Source organism: Bacillus sp. RO2, assembly GCF_012911845.1.
Classification (GTDB): Bacteria; Bacillota; Bacilli; order Bacillales; family Bacillaceae_I; genus Sutcliffiella_A.
The window spans coordinates 12580-28691 of sequence record NZ_JAAXCU010000009.1; the positions used below are offsets into that span (position 1 = coordinate 12580).

Here is a 16112-nt window from a genome sequence, read left to right on the forward strand (position 1 = left end):
AGTAATTAGTTGAATACAACAGTAGTAATAGATCTTGCAGGAATGGCCAGTTCCATTACATTCCCTTCAAGCTCAATAGAAGTCTCTTTAGCCGCTTCTGTTTCATTTAAAAGAACGACTGCAATGCTTTCATCTTCATTTCTGAATGCCACAAGTGATATGTCTGAAAGCTCCGTTTCATGCGCAATTCTCTTCGCACCAGGCTTGATGAACTTACTAAAGTGTCCAATATAATAGTAAGAACTGTTAAAATGGACTTCATCTTTTTCTGTGTCCGCTATGATTGGTGCATCGCAGTAATTGCCAACATGGTTCGGTCCACCTTGCATATCAAGAACAAGATTCCAATCAATAAATCCTTCTAGCCAGTTGTTCATATCTCCTATGATGTTTCTTGCATAACGCTCCCCCGTATGCCATGCACCAAGCTTTACGCCACCTTCAATACAACCCTCTGTAAACAATAAATGTTTGTCTGGAAAAGCTTCATGTACTTTGGAAAGATTCTCAAATTCCTCTGAAACATACCAGTGGTTTCCTGTTCCCCAAACATATTTCGCCGCCTCAGGATCTGATAATACAGTTGTAGCTCTTTTGACAATTACATCTCGATTGTGGTCCCAGATGATGATCTTTTTATCTCCAAGACCGTTCTTTTCCATCATCGGACCTAAGAAGTTTTTCACAAAATCTCGTTCTTCCTCTGCTGTATAAATACAAGAATCCCACACTTGAATTGCCTCCGGCTCGTTTTGCACCGAAATTCCCCAAATCGGAACACCTTCCGCTTCCATTGCGTGAATATACTTCACATAATACTTGGCCCATGCTTCTCTGTACTTTTCTATTAACTTGCCACCATGATTCATTTCACCATTGGTTTTCATCCATGCTGGCGGACTCCAAGGGGATGCTAGAATAGTCAACGTTTCAGCCGCTTCTAACTCTGCTGCTTTAATAAATGGAAGAACATATTTTTGCTCTCGTTCAATGTTGAAGGAATCCAGGTTCACATCTCCCTCTTCCACGTATGTATAGTTACCCAAAGCAAAATCACTGCTGTGGATTGCAGTCCGACCAAGGTTATATCCTAGTCCTGTTTCTTTATTAAAATAGGCGTTAATAATGGCTTTTTTATTGGCTTCAGATAATTGCGACCAATTAAAAGCAGCCGCTTCCGTAAATGCCCCGCCGAAACCTAGCCACTCTTGATGCTGTTTTTCAGGAATAAGCTTCACCGATGAGTCGTTATTGTCTTCTTTGTGCTTCCAAGCAACCTCATTTACTTCATTCCAAGGTCTTTCTCCATCTTTCTTCGTTTGAATCACCGTAATTTTCTTCATAAAATGACCTCCTATTGTTGAGTTCGTGCCAAAATTGGGCAAGTTGATGCCGAAATCGCATGAGTTCGTGCCAAAACGCACCAAGTTCATGCCAAAATCCCCCGAGTTCGTGCCAAAACCAATTCCCTTTCAAAAAAAACCACTCAATCCTGAGTGGTTATATACTTCTTGAACTAATAATCTCCTGGTATCTCTTCGCACTATCTTTCAAAATTCTTTCCTGCGTTTCAAAATCCACATATACCATGCCGAAACGCTTGTCATAACCAAACGCCCATTCAAAATTATCAAATAAAGACCATAAGAAATACCCTGCGATATTCATGCCTTCTTCATTCAGCTCAGCAACAGCTGTAATATGCTTCTCAACGTAGTCTTTACGCTCATGGTCATGTACACAACCGTCTACGACTACATCGTCATAAGCAGCACCATTTTCCGTGATGTAAATTGGTAGATCCGTATAGTTCTCTCGAAGCCCTCTAATCAATTCCTTGAACTCCTGTGGAGAGATATCCCAGCCCATTCCAGTTTTCGGGTAATCCGAGTATGCACCTTTATTTAGCATTGGTGAACTTGGATCAAACTCCACCAATGACCTTGCATAATAGTTAATTCCAAAGAAATCACATGGAGTTGAAATCGATTCCAAATCTCCTTCTTGAATGAAATCAAAGTTATGAATCAACTTAGAAAACAGGTTGATCATATCCATTGGATAAGCACCTTTGAAAATTGGATCAAGGAACCAACGGTTAGCATAGCCGTCAGAATTGTTTCTCGCAATCTGGTCATTGATTGAATCTGTTGGAGCATAAGACGGTGCAAGGTTAAGTGTTATTCCAATCGGTGTAGAAGATCCGAATTTACCTTTTAACAATTTAACCGCTTCACCATGAGAAAGTAGAATATGATGTGCTGCTTTTACTCCTTCTTCAAGGTTTGTATGCCCAGGAGCGTGATGTCCAAGATGATAACTCAAGAAACTTGCACACCATGGCTCATTGTGTGTAATCCAAGAGTAAACTAAGTCATCTAACTCTTCATAACACTTCTCTGCAAATTCTAAGAACCATGAAACAGATTCGCGGTTCACCCATCCGCCTTGCTCATGCACCCACATTGGAAGGTCCCAGTGGTATAACGTAACCATTGGCTTGATACCAGCTTCCAATAAGCCGTTAATTAACTTTTTATAAAAGTCCATACCTTGTTGGTTATAGACACCTTGTTGTGGGAAAATTCTCGGCCAAGCGATAGATAGACGATATGAATCCACCCCAAGACTTTTGATAATGTTGATGTCTTCTTCATAACGGTGGTAGTGGTCACAAGCAACATCTCCTGTGTCTCCATTCCACACCTTACCTGGTGTTCTTGAAAAAGTATCCCAAATGGATGGAGTACGACCTCCTTCATCGTGTGCTCCTTCTATTTGGTAGGAGGATGTTGCTGTTCCAAAAATAAAATCCTTTGAAAAATTTAACATGCCGTTCACCTCTTCTATTAATCTAGTTGCTTTTTATTTATTCTTTTACTCCACCTGCGGAAATACTGCTAATGATATATTTGGATAGGAACAAGAAGATAATCATGATTGGTACAACAGATATCGCGATTCCTAAATACATAGAACCTAGATTCTCTGCTACCTTTGATCCTCTCAAGAAGCCCATCATGACCGGTAACGTGTACTTTTCCGGACTGAATAAAACTACTAATGGAACAATGTAGTTGTTCCAAGATCCGATGAAGGTAAAGATACCCATTGTAGCTACTGCCGGCATCATGATAGGTAAACCTATCGTATGGAAAATTCTTATTTCACTTGCTCCATCCATTCTGGCAGCTTCCAATAATGTTGGATGCAGGGTGGAGACAAGAAATTGTCGTAGGAAGAAAACAACGAATGGACTTGCTATAGCCGGAATGATTAATGGGATATAACTGTCCAATGTACCTAATGTCTTATTTAAGTCATAGAATCCAATTAGACCTAGTTGGCCAGGGACCATCATCAAAATTAATACAGAAACGAATAGAAAATTTTTACCTTTAAAGTTATAAATCGCAAACCCATAAGCCGTCAGTGCGGAAAAGTATGAGCTTAATACAGTTACACAAATTGCAATAAATACACTGTTACCGAATCCTTGCCAAATATTGACGAAACTTATCAATCTTTCATAGTTTTCCATGATTGCGCTACCTGGTAAAAGGGTGAACCCTTTTTGCAGAATTTCTGAATTGGATCTCGTAGCGTTGATAATCATCATATAAAATGGGATAAAGCTAATAATCGCAAGCAATATTAAAAGCCCGTAGAGGATGCTCTTTACAAAAGTACTTTTATTCACACTAACTCACTCCTAATCCATGCTTTTGCGGTACATAGCTTTAAATGTTGCAAACGAGAAGATTAACGTAATCAAGAATAATCCGTATGCGACCGCTGCGGCGTATCCATAGTTGTTAAATTTAAATGCCTGGTTGTACATATATAAAACCATTGTGTTTAGGGATCCTTGCGGTGCACCCATACCGTCTGTTAATAACATCGGCAATTCGAAAATCTGCAAGCCGCCAATTAGAGAAGTGATCATGATATATAACATAATTGGTTTTAACAATGGCAATGTAATGTGGAACAATGTTTTCCAACGGTTTGCTCCGTCAATAAGTGCCGCTTCATAGTAATCCTTTGAAATACCTGAAATACCTGCCATTAATACGATAAATGTATGACCAAACCACATCCATGCCCCTATTAGAGCAACAGACCATTTTGCTGTAGTAGGATCATTAAGCCAGTTGATTGGCTGAGAGATAATTCCTAAATCCATTAATAAATGATTCAATGTTCCATGATGCCAGCCTAGTAAAATACCAAACAATAAAGCCACCGATGCGATAGTAATCAAGTTTGGAAGATAAAGTACAGCACGGAAGAAACCAAGTCCTCTCATTTTCAAGCGGATATCAGAGAACAAAATCGCAAGCCCCAATGCTATAAGCATTTGGAAAAAGAAGTTAACTCCCCAAATGTACCAAGTGTTAAAGAATGCTTGTAAAAAGTAGCTGTCAGTAAGTAGTCTTGTATAGTTAGCCAATCCAATAACTTCAGGCACTCCCATACCGGAGTAGTTTGTAAAACTATAATAGAAGGTTAGTACTATTGGATAGATGCTAAATATTCCAAAGACGATGAAAAATGGTAGGATGAACAGATAGCCATAATGGTCTTTTTTCTTCAAATCAATCGCCTTCTTTCTTATAACTCTGTTAATAAAAGAGATGATATGTTATATAAATAACCTAGCTGTGGATTGGAGCACATAGCGCAGACTCCTGCGGGAGATAGCGGTAGGTTGAGGCCCCTGAAGCGTTCTGAGGAGGCTCAAGCACACGCCCTCTGGATAAGCGAAGCCAAGTGCGTAAATCCATAGCGGCAGTTAACAGAGCTTACTCTTTAAATGATGGGTGGGAGCCAAGTTTCAGCTCCCACCACATCCCTTGTTGCATTATTCAGGTGTCTTAATATCCGGGTATGCATTTTTCACTAAACGATAGAATTCTTCAATTGCTTCTTCTTTCGTTTTCGTGCCTTCTACATACTCTCCAACCATTGATCCAAAGAATCCATCGATTTGTTGGTCATATTTCGTTACAGTACCTGGGTTAATATTTGCAGCTTCTTCTAAGAAGAACGTATAGTTATTTTGTCCGCCTAAGAATGGCTCTTGGAAATCACCTTTGATTTTTTCTGTAACCGGTAAGTAGGAAAGAACATCTCCTGTTTCTTTTGCCCAATCAGTTAAGAACTCTTCGTCATGTGTCATCATTTGAACGAATTTCCATGCAAGATCTTTATTTTCAGAACCTTTATAGATTCCTAACCAGGTTCCGCCCCAGAAGTATGGGTTCGGACCGTTTGTTACTGCCCAGTCCCCAACAGTATCTTCTGTGTTTGTTTTTAGAACACTGTGAAGACCCCAAGTTGGTAATGCATAAGCGAACACTTCTGTTTGATCAGAACTTTCTTCTTTCACTTCTTCCCAACCTGCATTGTAGTTGATTGGCTCATCCATTGCTGCAAACCATGCAGGAGACCATTCTGGTGCAAATGCTGTTAAATCTTTATCGCGTAATTCTTTCGCATAATCGAAGTAATTGATTCTTCCTTCTGTGAGAACAAGCTCGTTGTTTTCATTTACCCAAGGTTGTGGATCTTGACCTTGTGCAAACCAACGAACAGCTCCTTCATCAGGGAATAGACGGTAACCAGCGGATTTTAACTCTTCTCCAACTTCAAACAAACCGTCCATTGTGCTCATTCTTTCGCCAATCTCAGTAGGATCATCAGTACCTAGTACTTCTTTAGCGATACTTCTTCTATAGAAGATTCCACCTGGAGTTGTTTGCCAAGATACAGCTTTGATTTTACCTTCTGAATCTTTTCCTAGATCAAATACATAAGGGATATAGTCATCTTCCCACTCTTGTACATTGTAAGGCTCTTGAGAAAGATCTTCCCAATAATCTTGTTCTACCCAGTCTTTAATGAATGCAAGTTCTCCTGTAAATACGTCAGGAGCGCCTTGACCGCTTTCCAATACTGGACGTAAACGCGTAGGATAATCTTCAATTGGAATAATGGTTAAATCAACCGTTACTCCGTTTTCTTCTTTAAATACATTGATTGGTTCTTGTAGTTCATCCGTGAAGGACCATACAGTTAAATCTGCCTTCTTAGAAGAAGACGAGTTACTGCAAGCAGCCAATAAACTTAGTGTCATTACTGCAGTAATAAGAATTAAAAGCTTCTTTTTCACAAAAATACCCCCTGTTTTGTTGTAAAGATTTACTAAAGCGCTTTCGATTTTTCGAAAATTTTACTAAAGCGCTTTCGTAATATGGATAAAAAGAAGACTTGTTTAGTCCCCTCTTCACTCATCTGTTTCCAATGCCTTACATGATTCCCTGATAATAAGTTCTACTGGGATCGTAACGGCTTTGTTGAGCTTTGTTTTGTCATTGATCTGATCTAGTAACAGATCGGCTGCTGTGGAACCAAGTTGATCCATATTCTGTTTGACTGTGGTTAATGGCGGTGCTATATGTTGGGCAATATCAATATCATCATAACCGATGACCGAAATATCATCCGGTACAGACAACCCTTTTTCCCTGATTGCTTTAATTGCACCAAATGCCATATTATCTCCTGCAGCATATACTGCCGTAGGAGGATCATCTAGTGATAGCAATTCTTGCATCGCTAGCTCTCCACTTTCCATTGAGAAAAATCCACCATTCACAATGTAAGATTTGGGAATATCCAAGTTATGCTTTTTAAGCGCTTTAATAAAACCCTTTAATCTTTCCGTACCTGCGTATGTTTCCTGGTGTCCGTAAATATGTGCAATCTTCCTGTGCCCAAGTGAGTATAGGTAATCAACAGCCAGTACACTTCCATAACTATTATCACTATAAACAACACTTGATTTGGAGCTGTGCATATCAATGATTACGGTAGGTAAAGGAGACTCCATTAATTTTTTCACTTCTGGATCATCGGATATGGAGCAAACAACCACTACGCCATCCACTCCTCTATGTCTGAAATGGTCTAGGTAGCTTTTTTTCTCATTGATGATGTTTCTTGAAACAAAAAGCATGTCATAACCAAACTGCTCTGCTCTTTGCTTAAAACTTTCAATCACGGCATTGAAAAAGGGATGTTTAATACCAACACCTAAGTTTTCCATGAAAACCACACCTATTGTCCAAGATTTCTTGGTCATCAAGGAGCGAGCATGGGAATTGGGGTAGTACCCCATTTCTTCTACAGCTTCTAGTATTTTCTTTTTGGTTTTATCACTTACATCTGTATAATTGTTTAATACTTTTGATACAGTTGTAATGGAAAAACCAGTCTTTTTCGCAATATCATAAATTGTTGTCATTGTTTTCCCTCTCTCGAACCGAAAGCGCTTTCGAAAGTAATTATAAAATATAATGAAAACGTCGTCAATAACTTTTCCATAGAAAATTCAGAAAGATGACCGTAATGTTACTGGTAAATCTCCCCTTCTCCAATTTTCCTCCTCCACTTTAAACCTTTTCCCATCTATTTCGTTATAATTAGTGAAGAATTCAATAATGAATGTAGTTACACTGGATCGTAAATCTCAAGAAGTTAAACAAACTAGTTCATGCCGTCATACAGAAAGAAGGATTCACCATGATTGAAATTCGCAATCTATCAAAAACATATAAGCAACAAAAAGTCCTATCTTCCATCAACCTGCGAATCTCTAAAGGAATATTCGGTCTATTAGGTCCCAATGGCGCAGGAAAATCAACACTGATGCGAATAATGGCCACCTTAATGAAACCATCTGCAGGAGACATTCACATTGACTCCATTTCTATCCTTTCGCATCCAGAAAAGGTTAGAAGAATGATTGGATACCTGCCTCAGCACTTCCATGTATATCCCCAAATGTCACCAATGGAGATATTAGATTATGTAGGGGTGATGAAAGGTGTTACGAACAAGAAAGAGCGCAGGGAACAGGTTGAGCACTGGTTACACGAGGTAAACTTAACATCCAGAGCCAATGAAAAAATCAAAACATTTTCCCATGGGATGAAGCAGCGTGTCGGCATTGCCCAAGCGTTTATGGGAAACCCGAAACTAGTTATTTTAGATGAACCCACTGTCGGTCTAGATCCAGAAGAAAGGCTGCGCTTTCGTAATCTCTTATCTAAAGAAGGGCTAAACAAAAGCATCCTTCTCTCTACCCATGTTGTAACAGATATTGAAAGCAGTTGTTATGAAATAGCGGTAATGCAAAGAGGCGAACTGTTATTGGATGCTACAGTTGAAGAGTTGAAAGAGTTAGCTTGTGGAAAAGTGTGGGAGGGGATTGTTCCATCAGGATATTTAGAAAACTTGGCAGAAGATACCGTCCTAAGCACCGAACATCGTGGCAGCTCTGTGTATGCACGAGTTCTGGCAGATGAAAAGCCGTTTTACGGAGCAAAGATGCAAGAGCCTAGTTTAGAGGATGGTTATCTCGCCTTGTTAGGAGGAACATCCTCATGAGATTCTTAAAACAATTACAACTAGAGAACCGTTTTCTTCTAAAGAATTGGTTCTTCCTGTTAGCACCACTTGTGTATGGAATAAGTATGTCGTTATGGATGATTAATCGAAATGAAGCGACTACAAATGTTTTGGGGCAATACGCGTCCGGTTTTTACCAAGCTAATAATGAATTCCTTGCAATTGGGCATACCCTTTCACTTGGAGTACTATTTTTAGCAAGTGTCCTTTCCATTAGGAGAGAGAAACAGACGGTGTTACTAGATTGGACGAATTCCTTGCCGAATTCCTTTTTGTCCATTATCCTAGCAAAATTTTTATCGCTTGTTATTTATAGCGGTTTGTTTACTATATTTTATTTCTTGGTTTTTTTGTGGCAAGGTCACTCCTTTGGCAAGGATTTCTCCTATTTACTGGACCATGGGGTTATTTTCTCTATCCAAAGTCAACTTTCTTACACTGTCACCATCTCTTTAGGAATGGTATTGGCTGTTCTAATAAACAACAGGATTGTATATATCATCGTATTTTGCGCATGGATGTTTGGCACATTTTTTATGGAAGGCTATATTATTCAACGCTATCAATTATATTTTTTAAAGACGTTTCATCTTAACCAGTTTTTCATGGATATTTCTCATTCTGATGATTGGGGCTACCGGTTATCTAGGAAAGAAACCTTGTATTCGCAGTTTTTTGTCTTGTTTTTCAGTCTATTTTTATTGGCAATTACGATTATGAAGTCATCCACGAATCGAATTTCTTCTTTTGAAAAGAGAAAATGGACGTTCTTTGGACTCGTAACTGTCCTTACCGTTGCTTCATTTTTGCCCTACGGTTCATTATGGACGGAACGTATAGGTCATTATAATCAGTTGAAAGCCGGTGCTGTTGACCAACTTGAACCTGAGAACGGAAGTTTACGGGACACAGTTGGTGATTTTTACAACGTTAATAGCTATTCTATAACAATAGAACATGTAGGAAATGATAAGTTTCATGTACGAGCAGAGTTGACTATACCAAGCGCGGAATTAAATTCTCCACTGAACTTTAGTCTGTATCCTTCTTTTGAAGTGGACACCGTATCTTGGAACGGGGTGAAAGCCGATTTTAAAAAGGATCATCATCTCATCACAGTTCAGGACCTAGGACAACAGGAAATGAACTGGTTGGAAGTAGAGTATAGCGGAAGTCTTAATGAATGGGGACATGTTTACGGAAAAGAAAGAAATTTTGCTTTCTTGAAAAGAGAGGATATGTACCTCCCTTCTTATATAGGTTGGTACCCTCTTCCAGGTGAGTATCCTATTTATACTTTCTTTAATATGGATACGGAAAACTATATCCATACAATTCAGTATAATCGCCATCTAGAACTCAACCAAGAACTTCCCACTTCCGATTTTAAAGTGGAATTGATTAACTTTGACTCTCATGTTTTTAGTACTGGTCATTCTAGCAAAGCAACAACAGATGGGGTGCAGGTATTTACTAGTGAAAATGCGAAAGGTATCACACTCTTCTCAAATAAAGGACTTATTGAAAATACGGAAGATCTCCCTATATCTATCATTGCTCATGAGGAAAACAACCAATTATTACAACAAAAACTTGCAGACATGAAAGAAATTGAAGATTATTTCCAGAGGTGGCTTGGTGAAGAATTCCAACAAGACATGAAATTAATTTACATTCCATCCCTTGATTTTGTAGGTGCGGAATACTATAACACCAATCTTTTTGATGAAGCCCTCTTCTTTGATGATAGCATCCAGACATACGTACAGGTTGATGATGGGAAAGTCATAAATAATACAATGACAGATTTGAAATCAAGGTTATTGACGTTTTTGCTGTTCAAACACAAATCTCTAAACGATTACTACTACGAAGTCCCTGCGGACTCTGTGTTAAAGGGGCTCGTTGAAACATACCTGCTTGTTTTTTATAAAGATTATTATGACTTCAAATGGAATGATTTCGAGCAATTTAACGGCACAGAATTCTATTTTCTTTCCACTGTCTCTCATATTAACTGGATGACCTCATCCCCTGATATGACTACCCTAGAAAAGTTTAATGAACTGATGGATGCATACAAGCTTCAATATAATGAACTAGTCGTATTGATGGTGGCAAAGGAATGGGAGAAAGGAAATAAAGAAGAAGTAAAAGGGTTACTTAAAGATATTTTTCGAGACATAAAGAACAATAACAAAGATTCCTTCACCTATGAAGAATGGATGACCTATTGGAATCGTACGTTTGAAAGCGGGGGAATGCGGTGATAAGCGATGAAAGGCTTCTTGAACAGATGGCTGAGGGTGACCAGGCGGCATTTGAAGCATTTGTTCACAGATACCATGTACCTATACATCAATATACAGAAAGGTTGTTGAAGGACTCTAAAAAAGCAGAGGATGTTGTCCAAGAAACATTCATCCGCCTTCTGAAACAACTACAAACCAAACAAATACCGACATATCCTAAGGCCTGGCTATACCGCGTGGCTTCTAACATCTGCAAGGATTATTGGCGTAGTGCTCAATATCGTTCAGAAGATACGGCAAAAGAGGAACTGCCGGTTACAGTGGATCAACAGGCATCGGTTGTTGAAATTTATGAACGCCAAGAAACGAGAAAAGAAATGTTAACTTCCTTGAAAAGTTTGTCTGAGTCACAACAGCAAATTGTGACATTACGATTTTATCAAGACATGAAATTAAAAGAAATTGCAGAAATTCTGGGTCTACCACTCGGAACGGTTAAATCCAATTTGTTTCATGCTTTAAAGAAACTTAAAGGGGTATTATCAAAAGAAGCGGAAAAGGAGGCGGAGAAAAATGAAGGAACAACACAACCAGGACCAAGAGCTGTATCAACTAGAAGATGAGATGAAAGAAATGTTTTCTTCATATGTCGTCAAGTCGCCATCCAGTCAGGATACAAAAGCATTGCTGGCAGCCCTGCAACCTACATTTAATGAAATTGGTATTTCACCCGTAGAAGAGTTTACTCAAGAAGCTATACAACCGCCAAGCTTTCTTTCTCAGTTAAAAGCACAAATCTCCTTTTATCAATGGCACTTCTGGGTGATGAGCACTCTCATTTTTGTCATGTTGACGTTATTCTCATCCAACGTTTATGTTACAGAAGCAACACAATTTTATCAGTTTGCAATTCCATTATCGATGTTAGTCGGTGTGTTTTATACGTACCAAACATGGAATAAACAAATGCGGACCATTGAGAGCATTACACCTTTTCCACCTGCCTTGTTATTGCTAACTCGGATGGTCATCATTCTAGCCATGAATATTATTTTGGGGATCTTGGGCTCTTTTTACCTTAGCTTTAAGGTTCAACATTTTCAACTGCTCCCCTTTTTGTTAGATTGGATTGGCCCTGCCATGCTAATTTATGGGATGATTGCCTATGTGATGATGCGAAAAGGAGTAAAGTTCGGTCTAGCCTTTGGGATAGCAGCATGGATAGCTCTTATGGTTGCAGGTGCACTTTATCAAGCACAAGGTTATGCATACATTCCGTTTTCACACAGCCAAGTAGCAGGCATTCAAAGCCTCTTTGTCACTCTTGGTCTATTTCTTCTATTCTTGGCTTATAAAAAAAGCTTGAAACTGCAAACGATGTTTCGTTAATTGAGGCGATATTAAATGATAAGGTTAGACAATATATACTGGAAATACAAACACTTTTCTTTAGAAATAGATGATTTGACACTGCAAACTGGAATAACAATTTTAGTGGGTAATAATGGGTCTGGAAAATCCACTCTTCTGCATCTCCTGGCAACCGCTACACGGGCGCCCCGGGGGACCATTCATTACCATGATGACACAATGGACTCAGCACTTGCTTTAGTCAGAAGTAGAATTGGTTTTGTGCCGACAGGAGTTGAACTATATCCGGATTTCACTCCACTAAAATTATTAATGTATATGGCACAGCTTAAAGGCCTCGGAAAAGACTTTTCCATGCGCCAAATTGACGAATTGCTGAAAGTTTTTCATTTGGAGGATGTTAAAAAAAAGAAAGTAAAAAAACTTTCCCAAGGAATGCAACAGCGTTTAGCATTGGCACAGGCATTTCTAGGAAAACCTAAATACATTTTTCTGGATGAGCCTCTTAACTTCCTAGATATTCATGAGCGAAAAAGTTTATTAAACTATGTAGCAAAACTTGCCCCACATTGCGTCATTCTTGTTGCTACCCATGAATTGAATGAGTGGGAACCAGTCTGTAACAGAGTTCTATGGATGTATCAAGGAAAAGTCGTCTATTCAGGTAGCAAACTAATGTGGAAGCATCAACTCCCCTTAAAAGTTTGGACCGGTGAAATGCAGGATAGCTTATACGAGCACTTCTCAACCCAACACCTTATCGTTTATGCAGGGCGTGTTAAAGATAAACTGACAGTCAGGTGTGCAAGTACAAAAAAACCTGTACTTGGTTTTATAGAAGCACAACCTACCATGGAAGATGCTTTCTTTATTAGAAAATATACAAAAGAAGCTAAAGATAGATAGCTTCTTTTTTCTTTCCATGCAGTTCTCTATCACTGTTACACAAGTTTCACATATTCCCAATATCTTTGTAATAGGGTGGTATTGTATAATAATATTGGGGGACTATTTTCTTTGTGAAACCAGCCTTTTTTAAAGGAGTATTAGAGAATGATAAATTTTTTCAAAAAACTTGATTGGTTACTGTTAACAGCAATCGTGTTGTTATGTATATACGGTTTAATCATGATCTACAGTGCCGGGATGTTGCTAGGCTATGAACTTCATGAGGACTACGCTTATTTCTTTAATCGCCAGAAAACATGGCTGTATTTAGGAATACCTGTTTTCATTGCTGCTATCATCACTCCTTACAAACTATATGACAGGTTGACTCCCATACTGGTGGGAGGAACTTTACTTGCTTTATTACTTGTACTTGTTCCGTTTATTGGAAATGAAGTGAACGGGGCACGGAGTTGGTTTCAATTAGGTAGTATTAGCGTGCAACCTTCTGAAATTGCCAAACTAGTTATGATTATTTATTTTGCGAGGGTTTATGCAAGAAAACAGCCATACATCCATCAATTTGGTAAAGGCGTTGCCCCTCCATTAGCAGTAGTAGTATTAGTATTTTTCCTGATTATCCTTCAACCTGATGTAGGTACGGGCTCAATGATTATCATCGCATGCGGGGCTATACTAATATGTTCAGGGGCTAGGCTAAAACATATCCTTTTACTTGGCTCTGTAGCAGCCTTGGCAATCTTCATTCTTGCAAAAACCGCTAGTTACCGCTGGGCAAGGATTACTTCTTTCATTGATCCTTTCGGAGATGCATCAGATACAGGATTCCAACTGGTAGAATCGTTTATCGCGATTGGCAATGGCGGACTATTAGGAAGAGGATTGGCGCAGGGGGTACATAAACTGGGCTATCTTCCAGAAGCTCATACAGATTTTATCCTCGCAGTTATTTCGGAGGAGCTTGGGATTTTTGGAATATTGACATTGTTTTTACTGTATGGAATCGTACTAGTAAGAGGTGTTCGAGTTGGGGTTTCCCTAAAGGATCCCTTTGGAAAGTTATTGGCATTCGGAATCACCTTCCAAATCAGCAGTCAGGTGTTCTTTAATGCTGGGGCAGTAAGCGGATTATTGCCAATCACAGGTATCACACTTCCTTTCATCAGTTATGGAGGGTCTTCCCTGCTTATCACCATTTTTGCAGCAGGCATTCTAGTTCACCTATCGAAACATGCCACCATCGCAAGAGAAGCTAGAGAGGAGACAGAAACTACATGGGGACAGAAAATAACAAGCTAGAGTATAGTCGGGTAGATTATACTTTGTTATTTCTGCTGTTTTTGCTATTCATTATCAGTTTAGTAGCTGTTTATAGTGCATCGGGTCAATACTTCGTCAATGACCCGTATTATTTCGTAAAACGGCAGATTATTTGGTACATACTCGGGGTAGGAATTATGTTTTCCATTATGTTCTTTGACTACGAACTATTGGAAAATCTAGCCTTACCCTTTTATTTTTTAGGAATCAGTCTTTTGATCGCTGTTCATTTATTCGGGACAGTTAGAAATGGATCCCAACGGTGGATCAACCTTGGGGGATTCTTGTTACAACCTTCTGAGTTCATGAAAATTTTCCTCCTAATTGTGCTTGCAGGAGTAATCTACAAATGGGCTAAAGAAAAACATGAATTAGATAATAAGACCCCTCTTAGTGTTGTCATTAAGATTATGGTCTATTCTCTTCCTCCCTTTGGCTTAATTCTCCTACAGCCCGATTTAGGAACGGCACTTGTTATTGCTGCCATCATGGTAACCATGATATTTATCAGCGGTACTTCCTGGAGGATACTTACCTTACTAGCAGGAACCATTATTGCTGGATTGACGACACTTGTTTATTTGCATAACAATCACATAGAGTTGTTCTCAAAGTTTATCAAGCCTCACCAACTTGAGCGTATATATGGATGGTTAAGTCGAGAAGAATACTCCTCTTCCTATGGTTTTCAGCTAACGGAAGCTTTGAAAGGAATAGGTTCTGGTCAAGTATCAGGAAGGGGCTTATTAGAAGGAGTTCAGTCTCAGAGTGGACGGATACCGGAGGTTCAGACAGACTTTATATTCGCCCTTATTGGAGAAGAATTTGGATTTATCGGCGCAACTCTTGTAATCTCTATTTACTTCATTTTGATTTATCGCTTAATTATTATTGCTATAAGCTGCGATAATCCTTACGGCACTTACTTGGTGACAGGAGTCATTGGCCTCTTAGCATTTCAGATCTTCCAAAACATTGCCATGACCATCGGCTTAATGCCAATTACAGGCCTTGCCCTTCCGTTTATGAGTTACGGAGGAAGTGCGCTGTTAACAAATATGATAGCCATGGGGATTGTCATGAGTGTAAAATTCAGAACGAAGAGATTTATGTTTAACTAAAAAAACACCTCATCTTTAGATGAGGTGTTTTTTTATTAAGTTATGAGAATGTTTATATGAAAGAGTTTTTTAGCTGTTGATTGGAGCAAAAGGCGAAGACTCCTGAGGGAGATAGCGGTAAGCGGTAGCTTGAGACCCCACAGGCGAAGCCGAGGAGGCTCAAGCACCGCCCCTAGGAAAGCGAAGCCATTTGCGGAAATCAACAGCGGTGTCTAACAGATTTTTATCGGAATTTTTATCAAGCTATGAAAATGTTTATATGAAAGAGTTTTTTAGCTATTGATTGGAGCAAAAGGCGAAGACTCCTGCGGGAGATAGCGGTAGCTTGAGACCCCACAGGCGAAGCCGAGGAGGCTCAAGCACCGCCCCTAGGAAAGCGAAGCCATTTGCGGAAATCAACAGCGGTGTTTAACAGATTTTTATCGGAATTGTTATCAAGCTATGAAAATGTTTATATGAAAGGGTTTTTTAGCGTTTGATTGGAGCAAAACGCAAAGATTCCTAAGGGGGCTAGCGGCAGCTTGAGACCCCACAGGCGAAGTACTCTGCACCCCTATTGTTGGACACACCATCTAACAATAGGAGGTGTAGTCCAAATGACTATATTCACCAAGGAGGAAAAACTCCTTGCCGCAAGACGTTACTTGGATGATTTATATAGTTA

13 protein-coding genes are annotated in these 16112 nt (G+C 39.3%); 7 read left to right on the plus strand and 6 right to left on the minus strand.

The genetic code is table 11. The features are described from left to right. Positions 1-5 precede the first annotated feature (5 nt). The 6 genes from HF078_RS00750 to HF078_RS00775 all read right to left on the minus strand — a co-directional run bounded on the left by HF078_RS00750 (position 6) and on the right by HF078_RS00775 (position 7309). On the minus strand, positions 6-1343 hold the full coding sequence (locus HF078_RS00750) for a glycoside hydrolase family 30 protein (protein ID WP_169289413.1): 1338 nt from the start codon (positions 1341-1343) through the stop codon (positions 6-8). Positions 1344-1500: 157 nt separating this feature from the next. Further along, the gene (locus HF078_RS00755; RefSeq protein WP_169289414.1) at positions 1501-2832 is read right to left on the minus strand and encodes a GH1 family beta-glucosidase; all 1332 of its coding nucleotides are present in this window, start codon (positions 2830-2832) and stop codon (positions 1501-1503) included. A 37-nt stretch (positions 2833-2869) separates the two neighbouring features. Beyond that, positions 2870-3700, minus strand: a complete 831-nt coding sequence (locus tag HF078_RS00760; RefSeq protein ID WP_060665543.1) for a carbohydrate ABC transporter permease — start codon at positions 3698-3700, stop codon at positions 2870-2872. Between the two features lie 12 nt (positions 3701-3712). After that, positions 3713-4597: a carbohydrate ABC transporter permease gene (locus HF078_RS00765; RefSeq protein WP_060665542.1), complete on the minus strand. Its 885-nt coding sequence runs from the start codon at positions 4595-4597 to the stop codon at positions 3713-3715. A 267-nt stretch (positions 4598-4864) separates the two neighbouring features. Beyond that, entirely contained in the window at positions 4865-6175 is a 1311-nt protein-coding gene (locus HF078_RS00770) for an extracellular solute-binding protein (RefSeq protein WP_169289415.1), read from the minus strand. A gap of 114 nt (positions 6176-6289) precedes the next feature. After that, positions 6290-7309, minus strand: coding sequence for a LacI family DNA-binding transcriptional regulator (locus HF078_RS00775; RefSeq protein WP_169289416.1), 1020 nt, complete (start codon positions 7307-7309; stop codon positions 6290-6292). Between the two features lie 278 nt (positions 7310-7587). Here HF078_RS00775 and HF078_RS00780 point away from each other — a divergent pair, with 278 nt between their 5' ends. The 7 genes from HF078_RS00780 (at position 7588) to rodA (ending at position 15448) form a co-directional block, all read left to right on the plus strand. Then, complete coding sequence (locus HF078_RS00780) at positions 7588-8454, plus strand: ABC transporter ATP-binding protein (protein ID WP_169289417.1); 867 nt, start codon at positions 7588-7590, stop codon at positions 8452-8454. Then, positions 8451-10745 (plus strand): ABC transporter permease, encoded by a 2295-nt coding sequence (locus HF078_RS00785; protein ID WP_169289418.1) that lies wholly within the window; start codon positions 8451-8453, stop codon positions 10743-10745. Before HF078_RS00780 ends, HF078_RS00785 begins: the two co-directional genes overlap by 4 nt. Beyond that, positions 10742-11350, plus strand: a complete 609-nt coding sequence (locus HF078_RS00790) for a sigma-70 family RNA polymerase sigma factor (protein ID WP_169289419.1) — start codon at positions 10742-10744, stop codon at positions 11348-11350. Before HF078_RS00785 ends, HF078_RS00790 begins: the two co-directional genes overlap by 4 nt. After that, entirely contained in the window at positions 11301-12116 is an 816-nt protein-coding gene (locus tag HF078_RS00795) for a hypothetical protein (RefSeq protein ID WP_169289420.1), read from the plus strand. The genes HF078_RS00790 and HF078_RS00795 overlap by 50 nt, the downstream gene beginning before the upstream one ends. A gap of 15 nt (positions 12117-12131) precedes the next feature. Then, a complete protein-coding gene (locus HF078_RS00800) occupies positions 12132-13004 on the plus strand; it encodes an ATP-binding cassette domain-containing protein (protein ID WP_169289421.1) in 873 nt (290 codons plus the stop codon). Positions 13005-13151: 147 nt separating this feature from the next. Beyond that, positions 13152-14306, plus strand: coding sequence for a putative lipid II flippase FtsW (ftsW, locus tag HF078_RS00805; protein ID WP_169289422.1), 1155 nt, complete (start codon positions 13152-13154; stop codon positions 14304-14306). Then, positions 14282-15448, plus strand: coding sequence for a rod shape-determining protein RodA (gene rodA / locus HF078_RS00810; RefSeq protein WP_169289423.1), 1167 nt, complete (start codon positions 14282-14284; stop codon positions 15446-15448). The genes ftsW and rodA overlap by 25 nt, the downstream gene beginning before the upstream one ends. Positions 15449-16112 lie beyond the last annotated feature (664 nt).